At 36.8% G+C, this 26,688-nt stretch carries 25 protein-coding genes; 2 read left to right on the top strand and 23 right to left on the bottom strand.

Going from position 1 to position 26,688, the window contains the following annotated elements:
• Positions 1-100 precede the first annotated feature (100 nt).
• From gdhA to EKM60_RS02115, 12 genes are all read right to left on the bottom strand, one after another.
• The gene (gene gdhA, locus EKM60_RS02170; protein WP_125712021.1) at positions 101-1,447 is read right to left on the bottom strand and encodes an NADP-specific glutamate dehydrogenase; all 1,347 of its coding nucleotides are present in this window, start codon (positions 1,445-1,447) and stop codon (positions 101-103) included.
• 66 nt (positions 1,448-1,513) lie between these two features.
• The gene (locus EKM60_RS02165) at positions 1,514-2,488 is read right to left on the bottom strand and encodes a ribose-phosphate diphosphokinase (protein WP_125712019.1); all 975 of its coding nucleotides are present in this window, start codon (positions 2,486-2,488) and stop codon (positions 1,514-1,516) included.
• A 13-nt stretch (positions 2,489-2,501) separates the two neighbouring features.
• Positions 2,502-3,890 carry a bifunctional UDP-N-acetylglucosamine diphosphorylase/glucosamine-1-phosphate N-acetyltransferase GlmU gene (gene glmU, locus EKM60_RS02160; RefSeq protein WP_125712017.1) on the bottom strand — a complete coding sequence of 463 codons (1,389 nt, stop codon included), beginning with the start codon at positions 3,888-3,890 and terminating at the stop codon, positions 2,502-2,504.
• Positions 3,891-3,964: 74 nt separating this feature from the next.
• Positions 3,965-4,807: a pur operon repressor gene (gene purR / locus EKM60_RS02155; RefSeq protein ID WP_125712015.1), complete on the bottom strand. Its 843-nt coding sequence runs from the start codon at positions 4,805-4,807 to the stop codon at positions 3,965-3,967.
• A 599-nt stretch (positions 4,808-5,406) separates the two neighbouring features.
• Positions 5,407-7,158 carry a leucine-rich repeat domain-containing protein gene (locus EKM60_RS02150; RefSeq protein WP_125712013.1) on the bottom strand — a complete coding sequence of 584 codons (1,752 nt, stop codon included), beginning with the start codon at positions 7,156-7,158 and terminating at the stop codon, positions 5,407-5,409.
• Between the two features lie 197 nt (positions 7,159-7,355).
• Positions 7,356-7,625, bottom strand: a complete 270-nt coding sequence (locus EKM60_RS02145) for a Veg family protein (protein WP_125712011.1) — start codon at positions 7,623-7,625, stop codon at positions 7,356-7,358.
• A 79-nt stretch (positions 7,626-7,704) separates the two neighbouring features.
• The gene (gene rsmA / locus EKM60_RS02140; protein ID WP_125712009.1) at positions 7,705-8,589 is read right to left on the bottom strand and encodes a 16S rRNA (adenine(1518)-N(6)/adenine(1519)-N(6))-dimethyltransferase RsmA; all 885 of its coding nucleotides are present in this window, start codon (positions 8,587-8,589) and stop codon (positions 7,705-7,707) included.
• Positions 8,576-9,148 carry a ribonuclease M5 gene (gene rnmV / locus EKM60_RS02135; RefSeq protein WP_125712007.1) on the bottom strand — a complete coding sequence of 191 codons (573 nt, stop codon included), beginning with the start codon at positions 9,146-9,148 and terminating at the stop codon, positions 8,576-8,578. Before rnmV ends, rsmA begins: the two co-directional genes overlap by 14 nt.
• A gap of 2 nt (positions 9,149-9,150) precedes the next feature.
• Complete coding sequence (locus EKM60_RS02130; protein WP_125712005.1) at positions 9,151-9,915, bottom strand: TatD family hydrolase; 765 nt, start codon at positions 9,913-9,915, stop codon at positions 9,151-9,153.
• A complete protein-coding gene (metG, locus tag EKM60_RS02125) occupies positions 9,915-11,930 on the bottom strand; it encodes a methionine--tRNA ligase (protein ID WP_125712003.1) in 2,016 nt (671 codons plus the stop codon). The genes EKM60_RS02130 and metG overlap by 1 nt, the downstream gene beginning before the upstream one ends.
• 38 nt (positions 11,931-11,968) lie before the next feature.
• Entirely contained in the window at positions 11,969-12,670 is a 702-nt protein-coding gene (locus tag EKM60_RS02120) for an NAD-dependent protein deacylase (protein WP_164508295.1), read from the bottom strand.
• Between the two features lie 22 nt (positions 12,671-12,692).
• The gene (locus tag EKM60_RS02115; protein WP_125711999.1) at positions 12,693-13,649 is read right to left on the bottom strand and encodes a hypothetical protein; all 957 of its coding nucleotides are present in this window, start codon (positions 13,647-13,649) and stop codon (positions 12,693-12,695) included.
• Between the two features lie 41 nt (positions 13,650-13,690).
• On the opposite strand from EKM60_RS02115, the gene EKM60_RS02110 reads away from it, so the two are divergent.
• A complete protein-coding gene (locus tag EKM60_RS02110; RefSeq protein ID WP_125711997.1) occupies positions 13,691-14,194 on the top strand; it encodes a YbhB/YbcL family Raf kinase inhibitor-like protein in 504 nt (167 codons plus the stop codon).
• Here EKM60_RS02110 and EKM60_RS02105 read toward each other — a convergent pair.
• The 6 genes from EKM60_RS02105 to EKM60_RS02080 all read right to left on the bottom strand — a co-directional run bounded on the left by EKM60_RS02105 (position 14,191) and on the right by EKM60_RS02080 (position 20,614).
• Positions 14,191-15,108 (bottom strand): Ppx/GppA phosphatase family protein, encoded by a 918-nt coding sequence (locus EKM60_RS02105; protein WP_125711995.1) that lies wholly within the window; start codon positions 15,106-15,108, stop codon positions 14,191-14,193. The two genes, EKM60_RS02110 and EKM60_RS02105, sit on opposite strands and share 4 nt — an antisense overlap.
• A gap of 81 nt (positions 15,109-15,189) precedes the next feature.
• On the bottom strand, positions 15,190-16,176 hold the full coding sequence (locus EKM60_RS11305; RefSeq protein ID WP_125711993.1) for a glycoside hydrolase family 73 protein: 987 nt from the start codon (positions 16,174-16,176) through the stop codon (positions 15,190-15,192).
• A gap of 146 nt (positions 16,177-16,322) precedes the next feature.
• Complete coding sequence (locus EKM60_RS02095; protein WP_125711991.1) at positions 16,323-17,099, bottom strand: ABC transporter permease; 777 nt, start codon at positions 17,097-17,099, stop codon at positions 16,323-16,325.
• Entirely contained in the window at positions 17,099-17,740 is a 642-nt protein-coding gene (locus EKM60_RS02090) for an ABC transporter ATP-binding protein (protein WP_125711989.1), read from the bottom strand. Before EKM60_RS02090 ends, EKM60_RS02095 begins: the two co-directional genes overlap by 1 nt.
• Positions 17,741-17,886: 146 nt before the next feature.
• Positions 17,887-19,377 (bottom strand): peptidoglycan-binding protein, encoded by a 1,491-nt coding sequence (locus EKM60_RS02085; RefSeq protein ID WP_125711987.1) that lies wholly within the window; start codon positions 19,375-19,377, stop codon positions 17,887-17,889.
• Between the two features lie 40 nt (positions 19,378-19,417).
• Positions 19,418-20,614, bottom strand: a complete 1,197-nt coding sequence (locus EKM60_RS02080) for a C39 family peptidase (RefSeq protein WP_125711985.1) — start codon at positions 20,612-20,614, stop codon at positions 19,418-19,420.
• 592 nt (positions 20,615-21,206) lie between these two features.
• Between EKM60_RS02080 and EKM60_RS02075 the strand changes: the two genes are divergently transcribed.
• Entirely contained in the window at positions 21,207-22,034 is an 828-nt protein-coding gene (locus EKM60_RS02075) for a 2-keto-4-pentenoate hydratase (RefSeq protein WP_125711983.1), read from the top strand.
• A 158-nt stretch (positions 22,035-22,192) separates the two neighbouring features.
• Here EKM60_RS02075 and EKM60_RS02070 read toward each other — a convergent pair whose 3' ends face one another.
• From EKM60_RS02070 to EKM60_RS02050, 5 genes are all read right to left on the bottom strand, one after another.
• Positions 22,193-22,921, bottom strand: coding sequence for a DUF4811 domain-containing protein (locus EKM60_RS02070; RefSeq protein ID WP_125711981.1), 729 nt, complete (start codon positions 22,919-22,921; stop codon positions 22,193-22,195).
• Positions 22,921-24,417, bottom strand: a complete 1,497-nt coding sequence (locus tag EKM60_RS02065; RefSeq protein WP_125711979.1) for an MDR family MFS transporter — start codon at positions 24,415-24,417, stop codon at positions 22,921-22,923. The genes EKM60_RS02070 and EKM60_RS02065 overlap by 1 nt, the downstream gene beginning before the upstream one ends.
• A 35-nt stretch (positions 24,418-24,452) precedes the next feature.
• Complete coding sequence (locus EKM60_RS02060; protein ID WP_125711977.1) at positions 24,453-24,890, bottom strand: MarR family winged helix-turn-helix transcriptional regulator; 438 nt, start codon at positions 24,888-24,890, stop codon at positions 24,453-24,455.
• Positions 24,891-25,023: 133 nt separating this feature from the next.
• Positions 25,024-25,371 (bottom strand): cupin domain-containing protein, encoded by a 348-nt coding sequence (locus EKM60_RS02055; RefSeq protein ID WP_125711975.1) that lies wholly within the window; start codon positions 25,369-25,371, stop codon positions 25,024-25,026.
• A gap of 42 nt (positions 25,372-25,413) precedes the next feature.
• Positions 25,414-26,664, bottom strand: coding sequence for a PTS ascorbate transporter subunit IIC (locus EKM60_RS02050; RefSeq protein ID WP_125711973.1), 1,251 nt, complete (start codon positions 26,662-26,664; stop codon positions 25,414-25,416).
• Positions 26,665-26,688 lie beyond the last annotated feature (24 nt).

Raw genomic sequence — 26,688 nt, 5'->3', positions numbered from 1 at the left:
GAGAATATTTATCCACTGTGGAATTTAATTCTTACAACATCGGGCGTGTTCGACCCGTTCCGCATAGAAGCTAAATATTCTCAATTTTAGAGACGACACCCTATACCAATCCTTGTTGATACATAGCACGAGCAACTTTTTCAAAACCGGCAATATTAGCACCAGCTTGATAATCATCACCAAGATCATAATCTTTCGCAGCTTGAGCCGATTTAGCGTAAATACTTTCCATGATATCTTTCAATAGTTTATCTACTTCCTCAAAAGTCCAAGATAAACGTTCACTATTTTGACTCATTTCAAGAGCAGATACAGCGACACCACCAGCATTGGCAGCTTTACCTGGAGCATAGATGATCTTGTGTTTCTTATAAGCTGTAATAGCATCAGGCGTACTTGGCATATTTGCACCTTCAGCAACATACTTAACCCCATTAACTGCCATCAACTCAGCTTGTTTTTCGTTAATTTCATTTTGTGTGGCACATGGCAAGGCAATATCATAATTGATATCGAGATCCCAAACCGAATCTAGTGAATATGTAGCAGTTTCAACACGTTTAACGTATTCGCTGATACGTCCACGTTCAACTTCTTTGATTTGTTTGACAATATCAAGGTCAATTCCATTAGGATCAAAGATACAACCATTAGAATCTGACATAGTTACAACTTTAGCACCTAATTCAGTAGCTTTTTGTAAAGCATAGATGGCTACGTTACCTGATCCTGATATTTTAATTTTCTTGCCAGCCAACTTATCATTTTGTCCGTTCAATAAAGCATTGAGATAATAGATCAAGCCAAAACCAGTGGCTTCAGTTCTAGCTAAACTACCACCATAATCAAGTCCTTTACCTGTAAGAATACCCGGCTTTGAACCATTAAGACGTTTGTATTGTCCATAAAGAAAACCAATCTCGCGTCCACCAACTCCGATATCACCGGCGGGGACATCCAGATCTGGACCGATATGTTTTTGTAATTCGGTCATAAAACTTTGACAAAAGCGCATGATTTCAGAATCTGATTTACCCTTAGGATCGAAGTCACTACCACCTTTGCCACCACCGATAGGAAGTCCAGTTAAACTATTTTTGAAGATCTGTTCAAAACCTAGAAACTTAACGATACTTAAGTTAACGCTGGGATGTAATCTCAAGCCACCTTTGTAAGGTCCAATCGCTGAATTGTATTGAACACGGAAACCACGGTTCACTTTAAAAGAACCATCGTCTGCTTGCCAAGGAATCCTAAACTGAAATACTCGTTCCGGCTCGATCAATGATCCTAAAATATTACGTTCAATGTATTCTGGATGACGTTTTAAAACCGGTTTTAGATTATCCAAGACCTCGAAAGCAGCTTCTTTAAATTCAGTCTGATTAGGATCTCTTTGTTCAATCGTATTTTTTAGATCTTCAAGATATGTATTAACTTCTTCCATGTATGTTCCCTACCTTTGTCTATTTTTAGTTAGCAAAAAAGAACGGAAAAATTCCGTTCTTTTTATTTAGTTACGTTTGAAACGTGTATCAAATAATGGACTAACTGGTTCATTTTCATGGATACGACGAATTGCATCACCGATTAATGGTCCAACTGAAACTTGTACCATTTTGTCGATTATTCTTTCTTTTGGCAAATTAATTGAATCTGTAACGATCAATTGTTTAATTGGAGAAGCTTCAATTCTTTCAATAGCTGGGCCAGAAAGAATTGGATGTGTACAACATGCATAAACTTCAGTAGCACCGGCATCGATCAATGCTTGTGATGCTAGAGAAATTGTACCGGCTGTATCGATCATATCATCAATAATGATGGCACGTTTGCCTTTAACATTACCGATAATATTCATAACTTCGGCCACATTAGCACGAGGTCTTCTCTTATCAATAATAGCAATTGGTGTCTTCAAGAATTCAGCAAGTTTTCTGGCACGTGTAACACCACCATGATCAGGTGAAACAACTACGGCGCCTTCTTCTAGATGATTTGACAAGAAATAATCAGCCAACAATGGAGCACCCATCAAATGATCAACAGGGATATCAAAGAATCCTTGAATTTGTGCAGCATGAAGGTCAAGTGCTAGAACTCTGTCGGCTCCGGCACGTTGAAGCATGTTAGCAACTAATTTAGCAGTGATAGGTTCACGTGAACGTGACTTTCTATCTTGTCTTGCATAGCCATAATATGGAATAACAACATTGATAACATGAGCTGAAGCACGCTTCAAAGCGTCGATCATGATCAATAATTCCATCAAGTTATCGTTAACTGGAGCTGAAGTTGATTGAACTAAGAACACTTCTGCACCACGAATACTTTCTTCAATATTAATTTGAATTTCACCATCACTAAAACGCGTAACGGATGACTTACCTAAAGGAAGTCCAACTTCCTCAGCAATTTTTTCTGCTAGAGGTTTATTTGAATTCAATGCAAAAATTTTAATTGGTCTATCACTCATTTGATATGACATTAATTTTCCACCCTTATTTCCAATCTTCACTATTTGATAGTGGTAATCTGTTCCAAAAATCTTCTTTGTTTGTTTGACGCTGTCTTGCTATTGCCATGGCATGCTTAGGTATGTCACTAGTAATGGTTGAACCAGCAGCAATAAATGAATGATCTGCCATTTCGACCGGAGCAATAATATTAGAATTGCTACCGATGAATGAATGGTCGCCAATATTACTGTGCCACTTCTTAACACCATCATAATTAACAAAGACAACTCCACAGCCGACGTTAATATCGGTTCCTAATGTAGCATCACCAACATAAGTTAAGTGTCCTACTTTAGTACGATCACCGATCTTTGCATTCTTCACTTCACAGAAATTACCAACGTGAACATCTTGTCCGATTTCTGCCTTTGGACGCAAGTGAGAATTAGGACCCAAGTCACTGCCCTTATGCATAGTTGCACTTTCAACGGTTGAACTAATGATCTTAACGTTATCTTCAATTGTAGCATCTTCAAGTCTAGAACCTGAGCCGATCAAGCAATCGGAACCGATCTTTGTCTGACCAGAGATTTTAACATTTGGTTCAATAACTGTGTCATTGCCGATTTCTACACCGTAATCAATGTAAGTATTATCAGGATCAACTAAGGTCACACCATCACGCATATGTGATTCATTGATTCTCTTACGCATCAATTTTTCGGCTTGTGACAAAGCAATTCGATCATTAACACCAATTGATTGACTAAAATCATCCATTTGGTAAGCAACGACTTTTTTACCTTGTTCTTTGAGGATGGAGGCAACATCTGGTAAATAATATTCACCTTGCGCATTATTATTCTTTACTTGATGTAAACTCTTGAATAATAATTCGTTATCAAAGCAATAAATCCCAGTGTTAACTTCATGTATTTCTTTTTCTGCTTCTGTTGCATCTTTTTCTTCGACGATCTTAGAAACACTGCCATCGTCTTCACGAACGATTCTTCCATAACTAAAAGGTTCATCTGCAGCAGCAGTTAAAACTGTGACTGCTGCATGTTCTTTTTCGTGGTAGTTAAATAGGTTTTCAAAAGTTTCGGCTGTAAATAATGGTGTATCACCACTAACAACCAGCGTCATTCCTTTTTTAGTACCCAAATCCTTTTCAGTTTGCAAAACTGCATGAGCTGTTCCAAGTTGTTCCTTTTGTAGAACATACTTTGTACGGTCTTTTAAAAGATCTTCAACTTTCTCAGCACCAGTACCGATCACAGTTTCGATCAAGTCGGGCTTTAATTGCTCGACTTGGGTCATAACATGATCGACCATTGCTTTACCAGCAACTGGTTGCAAAACTTTATAAAGCTTAGACTTCATTCTTGTGCCTTTACCGGCAGCAAGAACTATTACATAACGATTTGACATCGGAAACTCCTTTTCAGTCATTCAAATATCCTTATATATAATAGCATTTTTATTCCATTATGCTCAATTAGGTTTTACTCAAAATAACTGAAATCGGTTTTAGTCAAGTAATCGCCCGGTTCGATCCTAATTATTTTGTTATTTGTATCGATATTTTCGACTTTAAAAATTGACGTAACGTTCTTATCTCGTAATTCTTGATCCATTTTAATATTCTCTGCAAAAACAGTGGCCCCAACAAAAATGGCGTTGAATTCTGAAATCAGACTGCGCATACCATTTATCGTACCGCCGCCTTTCATGAAATCATCAACGACCAATACACGTGATCCTTCATCTAAACTGCGCTTTGATAACTCCATTTTTTCAATTCGATCTGAAGAACCAGACGCATAATTGACACTGATAGTTGAACCTTCAGTGATCTTAGAATCACGTCGAACGATAACAAAAGGAATATTTAAGAAGCTGGCAACACTTTGAGCAATGGGAATACCTTTAGTAGCGACTGTCATGACCACATCAATCGAACTTTGGGAATATTGAGTTGCGATCATACGACCGATTGTTCTCAATAAATCAGGTTCAGCTAATAAATCCGTCAGATATAAATATCCACCTGGCAAAATACGACTAGGCTCAACTAGACGTTTGGAAGTTTCTTCAATAAATTCAGTTGCCTCATGTTTAGAAATACCCGGTGTAAAGATCACTCCGCCACCAGCACCTGGCAAGGTCTCCAAAACTCCGATCCCTCTGATCATAAAAGTTCTTCTTAAGATCCCCAGATCTTCTGAAATAGATGACTTAGCTGATTCAAAGCGCTTGGCAAAAAATGCCAATGAAATCAGCGTATGTGGGCGTTCTAATAAGTAGCGTGTCATGTCAATCAAACGTTCGCTTCTTCGTGTTTTCATCTTTTTTCTCCTCAAAAAACGTGTTCTATTTAAAATTATAATGTAAATAATGCACTAATTCACTTATTTTCCATCAATTTATTAAGATTTTCAAGAACTTTATTGTATTTGGGGGTTGTGATTTGGGATGTCGCCTCCGATTTTTAGTAATTCTACCTGTTGCCGAACCATCTTCAGCCAAGGTCTGAAGATTCGATTTTGAGCTTTGCTTACGCAAATCTCAGAATCATTCATGCCGTAAGAACGGAAAATTCACCGTTCCAACGCCATTGTGGCAACTGGTTCCATTACTAAAAATCTCCGGCTGTTATTGGAGAATTATATTCAATACCAATTAAAACAAAAAATGATTCCAACGAAATGTTGAAATCATCTTTATAGTAATGTTCACTATTATTTACAGCTCACCGCATATCAAGCCGGAGGACATGAAGAAATTTGTCAGCTGTGAAAATGCTGTTAGGGTGACGTAGTCGCTCTTACAGCATCGACGATTTTGAGATTTGTGTAAGCAAAGCTCAAAATCGAGATTCCAGACCTTGGCTGGAATCGGTCGCATAGCAGACAAACTTTCTTCATGTCCGTAGACAATAAAAAAACTAATTCATAGTAACCTGACTTGCCGGCACCCACTCATTTGTTGATACACGATACATTTTCTCACCATTGATCGTAGCAGTCTTATCAGTCACAAACGCTGAATTAGCAGCCAAACCACGGTCAGACTTCTTACCATTGTCATGATAAAGTGTAGCTTCTTCATTAATTGTTAACACTCCGCTAACTGGAGTTATTTCTAAAGTTTGATCTGCCGCTACCCATTCGTTTGTCGATACACGATAACTCTTATTACCATTAATATATGCGTAACGGTCAGCTTGCCAATCAGTCGTCTGTGCCAAACCACGATTTGAACTGTCACCATTTAGATTCGACAATTTTTTGATTGAATCAGAGTTAGTTTGAACCGTTCCGGAATACTCGAAGTATTCTGCTACATCACTTTCTTTGACCCATTCGTCGTCACCTACTTGATAATAAGTCACTCCATTAACAACGCTCTTTTTAGTTGTTGTAAAGTCAGTCACACCACTAAGAGTTTTGTCTGAAGTTTTATTTCCATTAGCATCATAGATAGCAATCGAATCAGCTTTTTTACTAGTTAGTAACATCTCATCTATTTCAGATACGTCACCAGTATTCGATCCGTTATTGTTACCACCCGAATTGTTGCCACCAGTGTTGTTGTCTTTTTCTACCGTAACATCAGCAGTTCCAGTTATTCCTGGAAAGTCTTTGGAAGTATACGTTACTTGGTAATCACCTTCTGTATTTGTATTGAGAATACCAGTATTGACATCGAAATCTTCTAATGTTAATTCATCACCAAAAGGATCTGTGGCACTAACAAATCCCAAACTATCATTCCAAGTATCGCCAATCTTCATAGTAACCGGTTTTGTAACCACATTTCCGTCACCGATTGTATATGGCTGAGTGATAGTCATACTAACATCTTTATCCACCCCGTTTATATTAATCGTCTCAACGAAGTTAATTGTTAGAGTATCTCCTGCCGTAATATCTGAAACCGTAACAACATTAGATTTATCGTCTACTCCAACCTCTGCGTCACTACCTTTGATACTTGCCGTCGCATCAGAAATTGTTCCACCAGAGCTAAGGTAATCATTTAGGTCTATTTCAAAACTATTCTTACTTAATTCTTCCGAATCCTCACTTATTGTTTGGGGGGTCATATTTAATGCAGTAATAGCCGTCATATTATCTAAAGCACTAAAATCAATGATATGATTTTCTGAAATTTTTAAATCAGTGATATTGGTTAATGACTTGAGCGGAGTAATATCACTGATGTTATCTCCTTCCATATGGAGATAAGTTAAATTAGTCATATTCTCCAATGGACTTAAATCAATCAAATTCGGATTATTGTTGATTGACAAACGTGTTAAATTCAAATTCCTTAATGGAGTCAAATCGGTTATCTTATTAAATCCTAAATCCAATTTAGTAATTTTTGTTGCATATTGAAGCCCGGAAATATCTGTAACTTGTGACATCACCAAAGATAGTCCCAAACCAGCTGGATCAGTTAATTCACTTAGACTTTCGGGAGTTATTTCACTTTCATCACTAAAATATTTGCCTTTAACTAATGCTGCCTTCAAACTTTCTGAAATTCCATTTTCATCAACATCATCACTTGATGTTTTACTTGTACTATTTTCCACGTTAGCGGCTTGAATAGTTGGTACGTTGATCATCGAACTCGTCAAAAGTGCTCCCGCAGCGAGTCCAGTAATAATCATACTTACACTTTTTTTCATGTCTCTAAGTCCTACTTTCTACTTTGTTTTCGTTTCCATAAATTATATTATACAGATAAGCGTCATATATTTTTATCAATATATTTAAATATAATTGTCAGATTTCGGTCTTAAGGAAATTAATAGCAATTTTGATTAAAAAAAGAGCGCAAAAAAAGAGGATCACTTTACACTCGTGATCCTCTGTAAGGAGCGACTTATTCGGCGTCAGCTTCTACTTCTTCAGTTTCCTCACTATCGAAAGTAATATCGATAGATTTAGTAAGTAAATCGGCATAGCTATATGAAACTCTCTCGAATGAGTTCTCATTTTGATCTAAGTCGACTACAAATACTGAATGGAAAGTTTCAGCTAAAGTACCCTTGCGACGAACAACCTTCTTACGACCTGCTTGTGCTACAACCGTTAGACCTTCACCTAAGTGTTCATCTAAACGGCTCTTAATTGTCTTCAATGACGTTGGCATATTATAATCACTCCTTAGGAGTGCCATTTTACCACGTATTTGCATAATAAGCAAGAGTTGGTTATAATAACAGGTTTGCTTACATTACTTTCTTTAGTTCAACGGCTAGTTGTTTAAACTGCTCAATCGAAACTTGTTCTCCACGTGCATTATCAGCAATATTACACTTTTCAAAAGCAGCACTGATTTTAGCTCTATTTTCATCAGTTCGACCTTGCCAGTTAAGAAGATTATTCATCAAATTTTTACGCTTATGAGCAAATGATGAACGGATCAACTTATGAAAGTATTCAGGATCCTCAATGTCATATTTATCACTTGGGATTCTGTCCAAAACAGCTACAGCTGAATCAACTTTTGGACGAGGAATAAATGATTTGGCACTAACGATACGATCGATCCTAGCCGTCATTCTAGTTTGAACGGCGATCGTCAATGAGCCGTATTCACGATGACCCGGATTAGCAGTGACACGTTCGGCAACTTCCTTTTGCATCATCAAAACTAATGATTGGAAAGGATAGTCACTATTTATCAAGTTCAACATGATCGGTGTCGTTATATAGTAAGGCAAATTAGCAACTACTTTAATAGTCTTACCTTCTAATCCATGCTCTCTAACGAATTCATCTAAATCAACTTTCAAAATATCTTCATTAAAAACTTCAATATTATCATAGTAACTTAGTGTATCTTCCAAAATTGGTATTAAGGTTTCATCGATCTCAAAGGCGTAAACTTGCTCGGCAACTTGGGCTAACTTTTCAGTTAAGGCTCCAATACCAGGTCCGATCTCGATTGCTATTTCATCAGATTGTAATCCACTAGCATCAACGATATCATCCAGAACTTTCTCATTAGTTAAAAAGTTCTGACCTAAACTTTTCTTAGCCCGTAACTTATATTTGCGCATAATATCATTGGTACGAATTGGATCAGAAATGCTTAATCTACTTTGAGTCATGTGAACTCCCTTTATCAAATTTTTTAACCGCTGCTATCAAATCACCCGGAGCTACATTGAACATATTCAGACGATTCAAGAACTGCTTAGCATTAGTGTAGCCAATTTTCAGTTCTAAGCCAACAAATTCGCGACGTTTGGACGAAGCGGCATCCCCTGACAAACCAAGGTCGACCATATCGGCATTAGTATATTCATCTTCAAGCTCTTTAGTGGAATAAACATCCGCTAAAGCTTTTTTTATATCCTCATCACGAGCATGTTCAATTCCTAAACTACCGTCACTCTTCTTAGGAACAGCTTTGCTTCTAGGCAAGAAGGCCTGTTTAGCATTCGGAACAACCTTTTGAATAATTGTTCTCAAACGATTTCCGTTAAAGTCAGGATCAGTAAAAATAATTACTCCACGATCTACTTGAGCTTTTTTAATTCGTTGAATTGTTTCCTCATTTAAAGCTGATCCGCGTGTTTCAATCGTATCTACTTCACCTAAACAATCCTTCAAACGGTTAGTATCAGACTTACCTTCTACTACAATAATTTCTTTTATTTTTTTCATACTTAATCTATTCTATAAACTTTTCTAGCATTCTCAAACGTATGCTTAGCAACTTCGTCTGGTGCAATATCTTTATATTTAGCAATAGCATCAACCACAAACCGAGTATATCCCGGTTCATTTTGATGTCCACGATATGGTGTTGGTGCTAAATAAGGGGCATCAGTTTCAACGAGCAACCGATCCAACGGCGTATGTTTGGCTGATTCATGAACTTCGGGTGCATTCTTGAAAGAAACCACACCACTGTACGAAATCATCAAACCAAGATCTAAGAACTTGTTTAACCAATCAAGATCACCATTAAAACTGTGCATGATAATACCTGACTTCGACATATCATGATTCTTCAAAATATTATACATATCTGAAAAAGCATCCCGACAGTGAATCGACACTGGCATATCATATTGTTGTGCTACATCCAATTGTTGGATCAAGACTTTTTGTTGCTCTTCATGACTAGGATTTTCTGGCCAATGATAATCCAAACCAATTTCACCAATAGCTACAACTTCAGGCAACTTTAATTGATTGATCAATTGAGATTCATTGTATTCTTTTACGAATTCAGGATGCCAGCCGATCACAGCATGTAAATGCTTGTAATTTTGTGCTAAGCGGATAGCTTCAATATTCAATTCTTCGTTTGAACCAATAATAGCCATCTCGTCAACATCAAGTTCTTTGGCACGATCAATATACTCTTGAGTTTTACCTGCAAAGGCCTCGTCATTTAAATGTGTATGCGAATCAAAAATTTGCATTAGCTTAAAACAGCTCCATTTTTGTGTGAATTATCAACAATTGCTAATTGTACATCGTCACCTTTTTCAGTTGAAAGAAGCATACCATTGCTCCATTCGCCACGGATCTTTCTTGGCTTCAAGTTAACGACAGCGATAACCTTCTTACCGATCAATTCTTTAAAGTTTGGATAGAATTCATAGATACTTGAAAGAATTTGACGATCGATACCTGAGCCGTCATCCAACTTGAATTGTAATAACTTATCAGCATTCTCGGCACGTTTAACATCTAAGATCTCACAAACGACCATCTTAACTTTAGCAAAGTCATCATAGTCAATTTCTTTTGGATAGTCATCTTTACTTTCTTCTTGAGCTTTCTTCTTAGCAGCGGCAGATTTACTCATCTTACCAGCGCCATTTTTAGCTTGTTCTTCGGCCATCTTGTCTTTGATATATTTAACTTCTTCTTCAGCGTCAAGACGTGGGAAAATTGGCTCTGGTTTGTCAGTTACTGTGCGACCAACAACTGTCTTACCAAATTCAACCGCAGCATCGTTTTCAAAGTTCAAACCGAGTTGAGCAAAGATCTTGTATGGTGATTGAGTCATAACTGGACTGATCAATACAGCAATCAAACGCAATGATTCAGCTAAATGACCAAGAACTGATTGTAGTTCAGCCTTCTTTTCATCATCTTTTGCCAAGACCCAAGGTTTTGTTTCATCAATATACTTATTTGCACGACTGATGAATGCCCAAACACTAGCAAGTGCTTCAGGAAATTCAAACTTATCCATGTGCTCACGGTAATCTTTGATAGTGTCATTAGCAGTCTTCTCTAAGTCTTTGTCAAAGTCAGTTAGTGTATCGATTGAAACAATCTTGCCGCCATCATATTTATTGATCATTGAAACAGTTCTGTTCAAAAGATTTCCGAGATCATTGGCTAAATCATAATTAATACGATCAACATAATCTTCTGGAGTGAAGACACCGTCATTACCAAATGGCATTGCACGCATCAAATAATAACGTAGTGAATCTAGTCCATAACGTGAAACAAGCATTTCTGGGTAGACCACGTTACCTTTAGATTTAGACATTTTACCGTCTTTCATCAACAACCAACCGTGTCCAAAGACTTGTTTAGGAAGGTCGATATCGAGTGCCATCAAAATAATTGGCCAATAGATAGTATGGAAACGAACGATTTCCTTACCAACAAATTGAACATTAGCTGGCCAGTACTTCTTGAATAGCGAATCGTCCTCACCCATATAACCTAGAGCCGTAATATAGTTCAACAAAGCATCGACCCAAACATAAACAACGTGCTTAGGATCACTAGGAATTGGCACACCCCATTTGAAAGTAGTTCTTGAAACAGCTAAGTCTTCCAAACCTGGTTTGATAAAGTTATTGATCATTTCATTCTTACGAATTTCTGGTTCGATGAATGTTGGATTGTCTTCATAATACTTCAATAGACGATCAGCATATTTGCTCATCTTGAAGAAATATGAAGGTTCTTTGACCAATTGAACCTCGTGACCTGATGGAGCAAGTCCACCAATAACTTTGCCGTTATCATCACGGTAAACTTCGGCCAATTGTGATTCTGTGAAGTATTCCTCATCATCGACTGAATACCAACCAGTATATTCACCTAAGTAAATGTCGCCTTGCTTGATCAAACGTTCAACGATTTTTTGAACGGCTTTAACATGATAATCATCAGTAGTTCTGATGAACTTATCGTTTGAAATTTCCAAATATTTCCAAAGTTTCTTGATGTCGCTAGCCATCATGTCAACATATTCTTGAGGTTGCATGTTTTTAGCTTCAGCTTTTTGTTCGATCTTTAGACCATGTTCATCTGTTCCTGTTAGGAAGAAAACGTCGTAACCTTCATTACGTTTATAACGTGCCAAAGTATCAGCGGCGATAGTTGTATAGGAATTTCCAATCGTCAACTTACCTGAGGGGTAATAGATCGGAGTTGTAATATAAAAAGTTTTCTTATCAGTCATGTATCTTAAATCCTCCAGAGAATCATTAATAATTTTGTTTAAAGTTGTTCAAAGACGTTCACTGCATCGTCAGCGATTGAAAGATCAGCTTCTGAAACATCTAAATCAGCCTTGTTAACAACTACTAATTTTGTATTTTCTTTACGATAGCGCAGTAATCCAGCAAAAGGATATACTTTTAGACTAGTTCCGACAACTACGATCAAATCAGCATCAGATACTGCCTTTTGTGCCCCCATTAAATTGATCGGGTTAACACTTTCACCATATAAAACAGTCGTACCTGGACGAATGACACCATTATCTTCATGATGTCTGCCGTCTTTTAGATAGTATTTATAGTCAAACTCTTTACCACAAGTTAGGCAGTGAATATTATCGTATAGATTGCCATGAAATTCTATGACATTTTTAGCTCCAGCCTTAGTGTGCAGCATATCTACATTTTGTGTCACGATCATACCCTTTTGATTGCTGATCTCAGCCATCTTTTTGTGGATAATATTTGGTTTAGCATCAGGATAATAAAGATTTTCCACGGTAAAATCATGAAAGGCATCCGGATGATTCACTAAATTATCATGACTCAGCATGTATTCTGGAGTCGTCTCAAAACTTCCTGTATGATAAATTCCGCCCTTTGAACGATAATCAGGAATTCCTGACGGCACTGATACACCTGCACCAGTCAAAAAAGTAACGAACTTTGCTTTCTCGATCAAATCCTTGAGTTCTGTAATTTCGTCTGACATAAAAACCCTCCTATCTAATTAGATAATGTACGTCATTACTTTCAAACGTTTCTTTAACTGTCTGTTGATAATATTTCTGATAAAATTCTGGATCAACTTTATTAGGGTCGATATCTAATGAAGCCACACTTTGACCGTCATTGATTCCTAATAGAACAAATGCTTTTTCATTATATCTGCGATCAGCAAAGTTAGAATGCTTGATTTGATAAACTTGGTTTAAAGTCAAGCGTAATTGACGTTCTGAGATCACTGGCGTGATATTCAAGAATTCATGATAGTGCATTCCTTCAAAACCATTAGAAATGATCACATCATTGTAATCTTCCAATAAGCGGATCAAAGCTCGACGAGATTGGAAATTCGATGTTAAATCATTATCATCTAAAACATCCGATAACTTCTTAGCATATTTAAATGAAGTTGGATATTCTTCTTTCAAAGAATAATCCTTAGTATGTTCCCCGAATACCATCGCATCAAAGATCAACAATGTTCTGAAGAATCTCATATTGGCTGGGTCGATCTCAACTCCTGGATCAAGTGCTTCTCCGATCCCCTCCAAATACTTCATCTTAATATCATGTGTATAAGTGCCGTCTTCAGTTTGTTTTTTAACTATTAAGGCATGTTCCAATGTCTCTTGTAATGAGTTAGCTGTCGAAATGATTCGACCGTCAACGTCATTATGACCACTAGTAACAGCGTTATAAATCTTAGGTCCATCAGATAATTCAATTTCAACATGATACAACTCATGTGCCAAAACAAAATCACGATAAACTTCGTTGGTAACGACAACGTCGATCTCATCAGCTTTTATCTCATGGCTTGCTTGATCTAAGGTCAAAGTTCTATGATCTTTATAATCAGAACTTATAACAACTTTCTTATTACTGGATTGTTCAATCCTGTCGATTTGTTCTAAGATGTTACTAGATATACTTTTTCTTTCTATTTTTTCCATCAATAATTACCTCTTTTATCCCAAGTTAAGGAGAATATAATATGAAAATAAATGTTGCGTTAGTTGATGGTCTATTGCCTGATAAATACGGTAAATACGCCGAAAAAGAAACTATTAAAAATGGGAAACCGTTAATCAGTTTCCCAATTAATTTAGAGGATATACCTCAAAATACGAAGAGTTTGGCACTCACTTTCACTGATCCTGATTCAATTCCTGTTTGTGGTTTTGAATGGATTCATTGGACGGCGGCTAATATTCCTCTTGTTGATGCAATTCCTGAAAATTACAGTCAAATAGCTCCTGAATCAGTCATTCAAGGTAAAAACAGTTCTGCTAGTCCCCTGCTTGGTGAAACTGACAAGCATGCAGTTGGCTACAATGGACCCGTTCCACCCGATAAAACTCATGATTACGTCTTAAAGGTTTACGCACTAGATACCGAACTAAATCTTACAAGTGGATTTTGGATGAATGAATTACTTCATGGCATGGAAAATCACATCATTGAAAGTTCAAAAATAGTTCTACCTAGTCGTGCCTAATCTTGACGATCCATTTTGTGGAAATAATTAAATACATAACCCTCACGCACACCGAAATTTGAAAAGCGAATTTCCTTAGCGGGGGTTTTTTTGATTATCTCAGAAATAATTAAAATACCACCTAAGATAACTTCATAACGCCCATCACTCAATTCTTTGATGTGACTGCGTTCCTCTACTGTTGCATGAGCTAATTTATAAAATAAATCATCTAATTGCTCACAAGTAATAACCGAATTGTGGAGGTTCTTTTTACGTTTGCCTTCGCGATTCAGAATACTTGTAACCGCTCTTAGTGTACCACCTAAGCCCACAAATGTGGCGCTTGTGTTCATCCACTTCAAGCTCTCTAAACGTCTGCTGATATCTTTTCGAGCTGTTTCCAACTCATGTTCTTTGATCGGATTACTCTTTAAATGAACATCAGAGATAGAAATAGCACCTATCGGAATACTTAGACCATATTTTAGACGACCTTTTTTGGCCAAACTGATCTCTGAACTTCCGCCACCAACGTCAACTATCAAAGCATCTTTGATTCTCATCGTGTTGCGAACGGCAACATAATCATAAAATGCTTCTTCCTTTTCATCGATGATATCTAGTTGCAGACCCGTTTCTTTGAGCACGGCAAAGACCAACTGATTTTGGTTCTTTGCCAATCTGACAGCAGCTGTGGCTATCAAACTGATCCGATCTACATCATATCTTCTAATTCTATCTTGAAATTCTTTTAAAACATCAATGGTCTCTTCAATTTGATCATTAGTTAATAGTCGGCTTTGGGCAATTGATTTACCTAGTCGTACTGGTTCACGCCAACGATCCAGCGTTTTGAAGCGATTACGCTTTGATGAACGATACACTGATGTCCTAATGGAGTTAGATCCTATTTCGATTACTGCTAACTTCACATTGCATCACATCCCATTGAAACAATTATATAAAAAAAAAGGCCTACATAGTAGGTCTTTTCTTCACAAAGTTTTAATTTTCTAAATTACGTATGTATCTTCGACCCATTCGTTAGTTGAAACTCTGTAATAGACATGTCCATTATAAGTCTTAACTTGGTCTGTTTGCCATGGAGTCTTGTTTTGTAAACCACGAGTAGCTTTACCAATTGTATCGCCATTGAAAGTTACCATTGGAACGTAAATAGCATTAGAATTATTAACCTTAATTACATTTACATCTCCAGGTGCTTGTGTTGATGAATCGTCAGTTTCATTTTTGTCATATTGAGTTAAGTTATATGTTTCAATAACGTTATTTAAACTACTTGCATATGTTGGAGCTGTTGCGTATCTGCCTTGTAGCCATGCAGTAGCGTCTTTGTAAGATGATGCATTTTCTTTCCATGTACCCTTGTAGTAAGAAGAATCCCATGAAACACCATTACGAAGCTTATCACCATTATCAGCAAATGATTCGTAATAACTAGGATACTTGCGGAAGTTAGCATAAATAGTATACCAACCTTGTGAAGCACTCCATTCAGAAGTCTTCATAGTAACAGAGGCACCATTATAATCACCTTTGATACCAAACAAGTTGTTACCTTGAGTTGCTAGTAATGATGCTCCCCAGCCACTTTCAAGAATAGCTTGAGCTAACATAACTGATGCATAGACACCATATTCATTAGCGGCCTTTTGAGCCATTGGAACAGCCATATCTAAGAATGCTTGTTGTTGTTGTGATGTAGTACCTGAAGCTGCTTGAACCAAAGCACCTTGAGCTGAACTCTTAGCTGCTGAAGGTTGTACTGTTTCAATATGTGCAATATCGGGATCGGCTTCTTTTACGTCTGATCCTGCAATAACATTTGTATCTGTAGTCTTACTTGCATTTGAGTCTGAACTTGTTTGTTCAACATTGGCGTCTGAATTAGTATCAGCAGCCAATACTGAAATAGGTGCAGCTGCAGATGCAAGCGTGCTTAAAACGATAGCACTTGTTAGTAGTGATTTTTTAATCATAAGAGAAATCCCCCGAAAATTTGTAATAATTCTAATTTAATTTGGTCTTTTTCAAACCATTGATCTTTTCAACAGTGTAAATATAACATATTCTTAAGAAAAACTTTAGATTTGCCGGCAACTGTAAAGCAACTGTAATAAACAAATTATTGTAATAATTTTGAATTCAGTTGCTTTTGTTGATTATAAAATTCGCGATATCCCAGGTAACAAGAAATAATTGAACCTAATCCAGTTGAAGCCAATAGCATAAAGGTAACCATGATCTGATATTTAATAGCTTTAACTGGATCTACTCCAGCAAAGATGAGTCCCGACATCATCCCCGGTAAACTTACCAAACCAAGTGTTTTGATCGAATCAATTGTCGGCTGCATACCGCTTTTGATACTGTCGCGTAAAATATCGATCGAGGCTAATTTAATGTCGGCTCCTAAAGCCAATTTTTCCAAAACTTGCTGTTCACGATCAGTAAAAGTCTGCAACATATTGCGGTAACACAGACCAATAGCAACCATGATATTACTGGCGATCATACCTGTCACTGGGACGATCTGCTCTGGAACAAATTTAATTGAACCTGTTAAAACTAAAGTGCCTAAAGTAACTACCGTACCAACACTGATTGCTAAGAGAGAATTCCGAAAAGCCTTAGGAATTCCATTCCCACGCTTGCCAGCATTCCAAGAAGCATTGATAACAATGATAACAAAGCAGGCCATCGTCAGCCAGTTATCATCCGTTTTGATAACAAATTTTAATATATACCCAACAATTGACAATTGAACGATGGCTCGAGCAACTCCGATCAAGACATCTTTATTGATCCCCAACTTCTCACGATATCCGATCACTAACGCTACTAGAACAAGACCAAAGCCCCAAACTAAGGTCGTATTTGAAACGGTTAAATTATTAGACATTAGATCATTTCACCATCCTTGATAGTAATTTTGTGTGCAGCGTGCTCAATTTCTGACTCATCATGTGTTACCCGTAAAATTGTCATTTGATCTTCTTTATTGAATTTCTCCAACATCTGATGGACGATTTCTTTATTTTCCGTATCAAGACCTGTAGTCACTTCGTCAGTGATCAAAATCTCTGGTCTAAATAACAAATTACGCAATAAAGCGATCCGCTGTTTCTCACCACCAGAAATATCATTAACACTTTTATTGATATAACTCTCATCTAAGTTGACCATCTCTAATGCCGAGATGGCCTTTTTTTGGTCGTATTCCTGATTACGCACTAAGAATGGAAACTCCAAATTGTCTTTGACTGTTTTTCCAAACAATGTCGGTTGCTGAAAAGCATACGAAACACGTTGACGATACTTTGTCGGCTCATAATCCTTAATCGACTTGCCATCAAAAACCACATCACCCGAAGTGGCTGTCAACATTGAAGCTACTATTCGCATCAAAGTACTTTTCCCACTACCAGATGGTCCGATAAAAGTAAGGTACTGTCCAGATTCAACTTGTAAATTGATATGTTTGAGAATTTTGTTGTCCCCTACTTGATAAGAAAGATCCTTGATTTCTAAAATATTTTTCACTCATGTCACCCCTTATATTGGCTTTCTCAATTATGACATTAACTTTGATTTAGCCAAAATATTTGCATGTAAAAGTCTGCCCGAAAACCACTAATGAAGTCAATAAAAAAGAGCAGATTTTCATCTACTCTTAAACAATTCAAAAATTATGAAAATACTCGTTTAACACCGACGATTGTACCTTTACCGCTGTAAATACCTGAAGTACCAACGTAAGGTCCCCATGAATCGATCATTGAGTTAGCATCTAATAAAATACCTACGTGCCATACAATACCTGTTGAAGGATCAGCGAAGAAAATCAAGTCTCCTCTTTGACGATCATTAAAGTTAACGGCATGAATTCTATTATCTGTAAACAACATACGTGAATTCCATTCATTACCAGGTTGTGCATGTTGAATTGATGTTACAGGTGATGGATTAACACCTGAAGCATACAAAGCTTGAACAACTAGTCCAGAACAATCAACACCATATTCTGGTGAACTTGAAGCACCAGAGATCCAAGGTTGACCAACATATTTGTAGGCTTGATTGATCATAGCTTCAATATGATCTGAACGTGTGCTTAACGTGTTTGTTTGAAGTGGTGCAACATATGAATCAATGCCATACCATGAGTCTTCTGAGAATCCCATAGCTGTCCACGTTGCCAAGTTTACAATTCCGGTTACTGGCAAGCCATGATTTGATTGGAAGTTTCTGACATAATATGCAGTATTTGCATCATAAATAGTGTGTCTGTTTGATTGACCAAAGTATCTTCTTACTAACCAAACTTTGACACCTTCAACGTCATTATATAGTTCGTAACCGACAGGACCTTCTGGTTGAAGTTGAGCATTCTCAACCTGTAGCCAGCCAGCTGGGTTTTGATAAGCAACATAAGGAGCGGCGTCATACGCATTTACCCAAACGTTACTTCCAATTTGATAGTAAGTTAAACCGTCTAAGTCATCTGTCTTATTGTATTTCCACAATGAGCCAGCTGCGAAATTACTATTTTGATCATTCTTTGTGAATCCTTGATCTTCACGAGAATAAGGAACTGCACCATTACCTTTAACTTGAACAATTCCATCAGCATCAGCACCGAATGTCAAAGTAACATCGTTAGAATTGGCATAAGCATCGGTACTTACACGATAATAATTTTGTGCATTTAAAGCTAACTTCTTATCAGTTCTCCAAGGTGAATTAGCTGATAATCCAAAATTATCGATCATAGTTCCATCTTCACGATATAAACGTGTGATCTTGTCAAAAGTAGTTACAACTCCGCCATTAACAGGTGTAATAACACCTTGGTTGGCATTACTTGTTGTATCTGTTGTATCAGCTTGAGCTGTCGTATCTTGAACTGACGTATCTGTTGTACTTTGAGTTGTATTTGTTTGAGTAGTTGAAGCTTGTTCAGAATTTGCTTGAACTGTTGTATCTTGAACTGAATTTGTTTGAGGTGCATCAGCTACGGCTTGATCAACAGGTTGTTGCACTTCTGCAGCTTGTCCTTGTACTTGAACTGATGTTGGATCAGTCGTATTTGTTGTATCAGCCTTTGCAGTTTCTTGATTTGCTCCAATGGCTAACAATAAAACAAAACTACTCCACAAAAATACCTGGTTCTTTTTCATTATTTTCCCCTTGTATATATCTTTTTTAAAAAACAATTAATTAATAGCTAATTGCCATACGATTTTGTGTATTCCAATTACTAATAAATTCATTTATACCCATCTGCATAGACTGATTTAACCAGCAATCGTTGTAATAAATATAATTACTGTCATAACCAGTTACTGTCAAAGCATGATATAAGAATCCATGTAATGTATGCCATGTCACTACCGGATGACCAATACTGATTTGATATTTGATAGCATCCAGACCTTGTCCACTTAAATTCTTAGCTGAACCAGCATATTTTTCTACCAAACGCATTAAAGCTGATGGAAAAATCGTGACACCTGTACTATCCCAAGGTTGACCCATATAACCATAGTTAGGATCAGAACTTCTTGGCATTTCATATGCTAATTGCATCTTATTAACGTTTGCTCCGGCATACTGCAACATCATAGTAACGGCAGTAATTTCACAACCATTAGGCAATTCCGGACGTTGCGAGATCAGTGGTACACCTGCAACCCAGTCAGCTTCTGGATATGTACTGTCATTAATGACAACTGATGATTGTGGTAACCAAACGTTATTTCCAACTTCATACCAATACTGACCCCCATTTGAAACACGCTTATCCACTTTCCAATCAGATTTTTGAGATACCGTACTACCTGTATCTACAGCATTCTTGCCATAACCTTGATATAACTTAACATCACTATCATAAGTTACACTGGCAGTTCCGCTGTAATCCTCAACGTTATTTTTAAAATTACCGGATGTTTGATTTACATACTCATTAGTAGAAACACGATAATAAACTGAACCATCATTCCAAGTTCTCTTAGTATCGGTATACCAAGGTGTATTAGCACCTAAAGCACGATTATCAACTCTCGTACCATCTCCCTGATATAAGAAAGCAATTGAACCGTTGACATGAAAAATACCATCAGCTGCTTCATCGCTATATTGATTCTGATTGTTTACCGTTGTTGTCGTATCTGCAGTTGTTGTATTATTTGTATTATCTGCTGAAGCAGGTGTAGTCGACACTGGTTGTGTGACTGAGCTACTTGGCTGTTCAGTATTAGCTGGATTCGATGTTGTATCATTTACCGAATTATCAGTTGCCGTAACAGCCTGTGTCTGTGTCTGATCCACCTCATCTGCTTGGACTACTCTCGGTGTCATAAATAACATCGAACCAGCTGCCACAGCTAAAATAAGATTTCCTTTAATTCCCATAAAATCCCCCTCTCCAATAATTTCATTATCACCCTGATGTATATCCTATACAACAAATATTTTGATATTTAGAACCGTGTTTTAAAAAAGCTTTGTTGACAAATAACGAGTAATCCTAAGTATACTTTTCTGAGTTCAATTCTGAATAAATTAAAATCAAACTAATCTATTTTTAATATTCGGTTGACATTTTGTAATAAAAGAATTAAATTAATAGCAATCAAACGAATAAATAAACGTTCATCAGGAACTTGAAATACAGACTACTTCAGAAAGTTGTCGGTCGATGCGAGACAATAGTATATGTATCTTCAATATCACCTGACAGTTGTGCCTCAAAATGGGAAACCAAAGTAGATGGCACTGGTTGCACTCATTATCGTGCCGGCAAATTGTTCACAGTTTGTTTAAGGCAACATTAGTAATAATGTTGTAAATAAAGGTGGTAACGCGTTTTAAACGTCCTTTGATGATATTAAGTCGTCAAAGGACGTTTTTTATTCAATAAAAATATAAGTGAGGTGAGTCTCTATGGAATCCAATATTAGTAAAGGTCAGATTAAAGTTCAGATTAGAAATTTAAATAAAATTTATGGAGGCTCCACTTATGTCAGAAAATTCAGCAGTTAAAGAAAATACTTTATCAGAAACAGAAACAAAATTTGCCAAAGCACTATTTGAGGCTTGGAAATCTCAGAAACCTTTAACAGAATCCGATTGGTCAAATAGTGCGCCAGATGACAACGCCGCTTATCGTGTTCAAGATCAGTTGATGAAACTAAAGGACGGTCCCGTAGGCGGATATAAAGTATCACTTACCAGCAAACAAACTCAGGATATGTTTGATTCTGATGAACCGCTATATGGTGCCCAATTGGCCGACCACTTTCTAAAAGCACCTACAAGCGTGAATTTAAGTGATCTCATGGAACCACTTGTTGAAGTAGAGTTAGCTTTTCGAGCTAAAGAAGATCTTAGTTCAGATGACTCTTTAGAAGATTTACTAAATAAGACAACTGTTGCTCCAGCATTAGAAGTACCAGATTCACGATTCAAAGACTGGTTCCCTAGTCTTTCAAAATACATGGTTATGTCTGATGCTGCTGTCGGTGGTGTAGTCGTATACGGAGAAGAATTCGATACTAAGCTCTTTAAAGATGTAGCGACACTAGAAAATGTAAGCTGTACTTTATCTCACGATGGTAAAGAATTGAAATCAGGCAAGTCTTCAGAAGTATTAGGAAATCCTCTGAAATCTCTCAAATGGTTAGTGGACAAATTGGCTACACAAGGTAAAACGCTCAAAAAGGATCAACGTGTATCGTCAGGTACTTTCGTCTTACCACCATCACTTACTAAAGGAAACTGGCAAGCTAAATTCGACAACGGATTAGGTGTCGTTTCCTTAGATGTTAAATAAAACTGCGCGCCCAGATCAACTCTCCTGTATACACCTATTCTAGGCGCGCAAAAAAACAACTCCTTATTAGATCAGCAAAAAAGCAGCTATTCGTAATCTCGGCGAATAACTGCTTTTTTCGTGTTTCTTCTATTATATATAATTCAGGAAAACGTTAATTATTTTTCAGTGATCTCCTCAACTAATTTTTCCATAGCTTGAGCTTTAAAGGCTTTAGTAGCTTGCTCTTGAACTTTCTTTTGTTGAGCTGAAGTCATAGTTGGGTTCTCCTGCATAGCCTTCATCATTGCGGCCTTAACATAAGTTGCCCCTTCTGTCTTCATCTGAGTCTTAAATGATTTGCTTTGTGCCTTTTTACTCAATTCTTTAGCCTGATCAGTTGTTAAAACTAACCAATCCTTACCAACCTTAAAGGTATTTGTCTGCTTGATGAATTCCTTGTTATTATCTGAAATTCCAAACAAGAATGAGTAGAAGTCATTTTTATATTCCCAACGAGTTGTTTTCTTAGTTAAAGTTGCGGCATCGTAGTTTCCTACTTTTACCTTATTAGTAACATGTAAATCAACTTTGGTTGTTTGAGGCTTTTTATCCTTGGCAGTTTCAGGTGTGCGATAAACATACACATCTTCCTTACCTTGTGTTCCAAGTTTCTTATAAAGTAATAATTTAGAACCTTTATTAACAGTTTGAATCTGTTCAGTGCTTGATGAAGTAACTTTTTCCATACCGAAATGATTATTTTCATTAAGTACCAATAAAACAATACTAATCAAAAATAATGCAATAAAGGTAAATGATAAACCATAACCAACTTTTTTATTTTGAAGAAAGACTGCAAAATAATAAGCTAAAGCTGCACAAATAATTATTGAAACAATTATCATTACTTATCACCTGCCACTTCATCAATATTGTTTATATTAAGTTCTTTTGATTTAGAACTGTTATTAACCATAAATGTAATACCAAAGGCAACCAAACAGAATAAAATGGCAACCATAAAGGCAGCGTGATAACCACCTAGAGTGGCATTAAAGAAATCATTCTTATATTGTAATGGAGCCTTTACTAGTAATGAATGTCCTGGTTTAGTGTTGTTTGTAACATTAGTCAAGACACTGACCAAAATAGCTGTACCCATTGAACTGAATACCTGACGAACAGTGTTATTAACAGCTGTACCATGACTCATCAAGTCAAATGGTAGAGAGTTCATACCGTCTGTCGTAACAGGCATCATGACCATTGAAATACCAAACATACGGATCATATATAAGACAACAATATCAAGTACCGGTGTTGTCTTTGTTAGGAATAAGAAAGGAATAGTTCCGGCTGTTAATAAGAACATACCTATACGGGCCAAGTCTTTAGGACCGAATCTATCAAAAGCACGACCAGTGATCGGACTCATGACACCAATCAAAAGTGCACCAGGTAGTAATGTTAATCCAGAATGAAAAGCACTCATACCCTTAACGATTTGAAGATACAATGGCAAGATCATTTCAACACCGATCATGGCCATGTTAGTTACTGATGACAAGGCAGCAGCAATGGAGAATTTCTTAACCTTAAAGACACGTAACTCCAAGAATGGTGTATCCATCTTCAATTGACGATAACCGAACAATAGAATAACAATGATACCACCGATAATAGTTGAAAGAACAATTGGTGAACCCCAACCATCATCACCAACAGAACTGAATCCATAAAGAACCGAACCAAATCCTAAGGTTGATAAAATAAGTGACAATATATCTAGTTTTGTACGTTTTGTTTGAATAACTGGACGCATAAAAATAAAAGCTAAAATAAGAACAATAACAACAATAGGAATGATCATTCCGAAAAGATCTCTCCATGTAAAGTTATCAATGATCCAACCTGACAAAGTAGGTCCAATGGCTGGAGCAAGTCCGATAACTAAGCCACCAAGTCCCATGGCAGTACCACGTTGGTTAGCTGGGAAAATTGACAGCATAACAACTTGCATAAGTGGCATTGTAATACCAACACCAACAGCCTGAATCAGTCGACCAGCTAGAATAGTTCCAAAATTTGGAGCAGTAAAACACATAATTGTTCCAATTAAGAATGTTGACATAGCAATAATATAAAGCATTTTTGTACTAAAGTTATTACTTAACCAAGCAGTGACAGGAATCATAATACCGTTAACCATCAAAAATCCAGTTGTTAACCATTGAACAGCTGAAGTAGTTACGTTAAATTCCTTCATCAAAGTTGGAAAAGCTGTAGTTAAAATTGTACCGTTTAAAACTGTACAGAATGTACCGACCAAAAGAACCAAAACCAATAGATTACGGTTAAATGGCTTTCCATTTATATCCAAGTGTTCATTACTTGAACCCATAATGCATTTCCTTCTTCCTATAATATTGCTCTAAATTACTTATTGGGTATTTTAATGTTATCGAAATTTGCATAGACTTTAGTCAAAATTTTCTCCAATTGATCTAGCTCTTCACCAGTCAAATTTGAATAAATTTCATTATTGGCATCTTTAAAGTCAGCTCGAAGTCTTTTAACAAATTCTTCACCCGCTGAAGTGATCTGAACAATTTTCTTACGACGATTATTAGGGTCAACCTGTCGAATAACGAATTCCATTTGCTCAAGCTTCTTTAGAGAACGAGCAATTATGGCACCATCAAACAATGTGATTTCCCCAATCTTTTCTTGATTGCAATTAGGATGTCGATTAGTGATCATCATTACCATACAGTCAACCAAATTCAAATCGGTATCCTTTAGATACCGTCGAATAATTCGCTTCTTTTGCATAATAAATCGAACCGCAAAACCGATTAAATTATAATCATCCATACTTTTCCTCACTAAAATAAAAAATAAAAGTTGTAAAATAGCAACAAAAAATATGCTATACCCAACTCTTGATAAAATCAAGAGTTAAATACAGCATATTATAAGAAAACGTTTTTAATTTTTTAAACCAATCCTATAAAAAGTCCTCACGAATTGGTGTAAATGAATCGATAAGTCTGGAGTCATCCTCTAATGGAATGCATCCATGTTCCAAATTACTTGGGAAATAAATTGTATCTCCAACATGAACTTCTTGTGTATCTGTGTGATCAGGGTATTTGATCGAAAATTTGAATGAACCCTTCAATACATATGTAGTTTGTACATGTACGTGTTTGTGATAAGGAATAACTGAATCAGGTGCTAATCCCTTTTCAAATACTACCAAAGTATTCATTAGGCCTTCGCCATATGAAAGTACCTTTCTCAATGTGTTGTCGTCTACTCTACCTAATTTAATATCTTTATCATAAAAAAACATAATCCATTCTTCCCTTCTATTTTAGAAATCTCTATGAATCAATTAAAACCAACGGAATATTAACCAGAATAACCCTGCCAAACCAATCATATCGGGATCGGCAAAAGTTGTTCCGTGAACACCTAGTGTACTAAATAGTGCTAATGATACGGCTGGCATAATGGCAAGTAATAAACCATCAATTGCACTAGCTATAACAGCACATCTGATACCACCTTCAGCATTACCCAAGATTGCTGAAGCACCACCAGTAATGAAACAAGCCATCAAGCCAGGTACGATTACTGGCATTCCAACTAGTGGCAAGATAACGATCATAACTACACCTACTAGGAACGAAACTAAGAACCCGATCAAAGCAGTGTTTGGTGCCTTATCGAATAAGACCAAAACATCAACACCAGGAATTGAACCAGGAGCAAAGATCTTAGCAAATCCTTTAAATGCAGGTACGATCTCGTCGATAAACATCTTGATACCGGCCTTAACAATGTAAAGACCAGCAGCAAAAGTTGCGGCGTTCTCAAGTGAGAAAATAAATGAGTTCTCACCAAGAGTAACTTTACTTAAAACAGCTTGTTGCGCAAAGATACAAGTAACAATGAATAAAATGAACATTGTCAATGTTGTGGCAACGATTGGATCTTTCAGGAACATAACTTTATCATTCATCTTAACTTTTTCTGCATCGTGTTCTTTATTACCAAATCTCTTGGCAACAAATGAACCTAATAAGTAAGCCAATGTTCCAGAATGAGCAATCGTGTATTCCTCTGAATCCACAACGTCCTTTGTATAATGCCCCAATAAACTTGGAGAAATTGCCATGTAGAATCCTAACCCAATACCACCAAAAACAATTGCCAAGATATTACTTAAACCAATCATTTCAAAAACAGCGGCAATGGCGAAAGAACTGAATAATGCCAAGTGTAGAGATAAATAAACAGCTTTAAAACGGGTGAATCTTGCTACCAAAATATTTGTTACCAAACCAACGACCAAGATCAACGAGGCAATACTTCCCAAGTCCTTCATTGTCATGGCCATCATGGCCTCGTTACTAGGCACAATACCTTCGACATTGAATGCACTGTTAAATAGTTTACTAAATGCAGTCAATACAGTGGCTAAAATACCGCTACCCATTTTGATCATTGAAAAACCTACAAAAGAGATAATGGTTCCCGTAATAACTTTTGAAGGTTTATTCTTCATTGCAATCAAACCGATCAACGTAACTAAGGCGATGATTATAGCCGGCTTTTTAATGATTTCAATAAAAATATCCATCAGAATACCCCCATTAAGACTTAT

Source organism: Companilactobacillus kedongensis (genome assembly GCF_003946625.1).
In the GTDB taxonomy this organism is placed as follows: domain Bacteria; phylum Bacillota; class Bacilli; order Lactobacillales; family Lactobacillaceae; genus Companilactobacillus; species Companilactobacillus kedongensis.
This window is presented reverse-complemented; position numbering and strand designations above follow the sequence as displayed.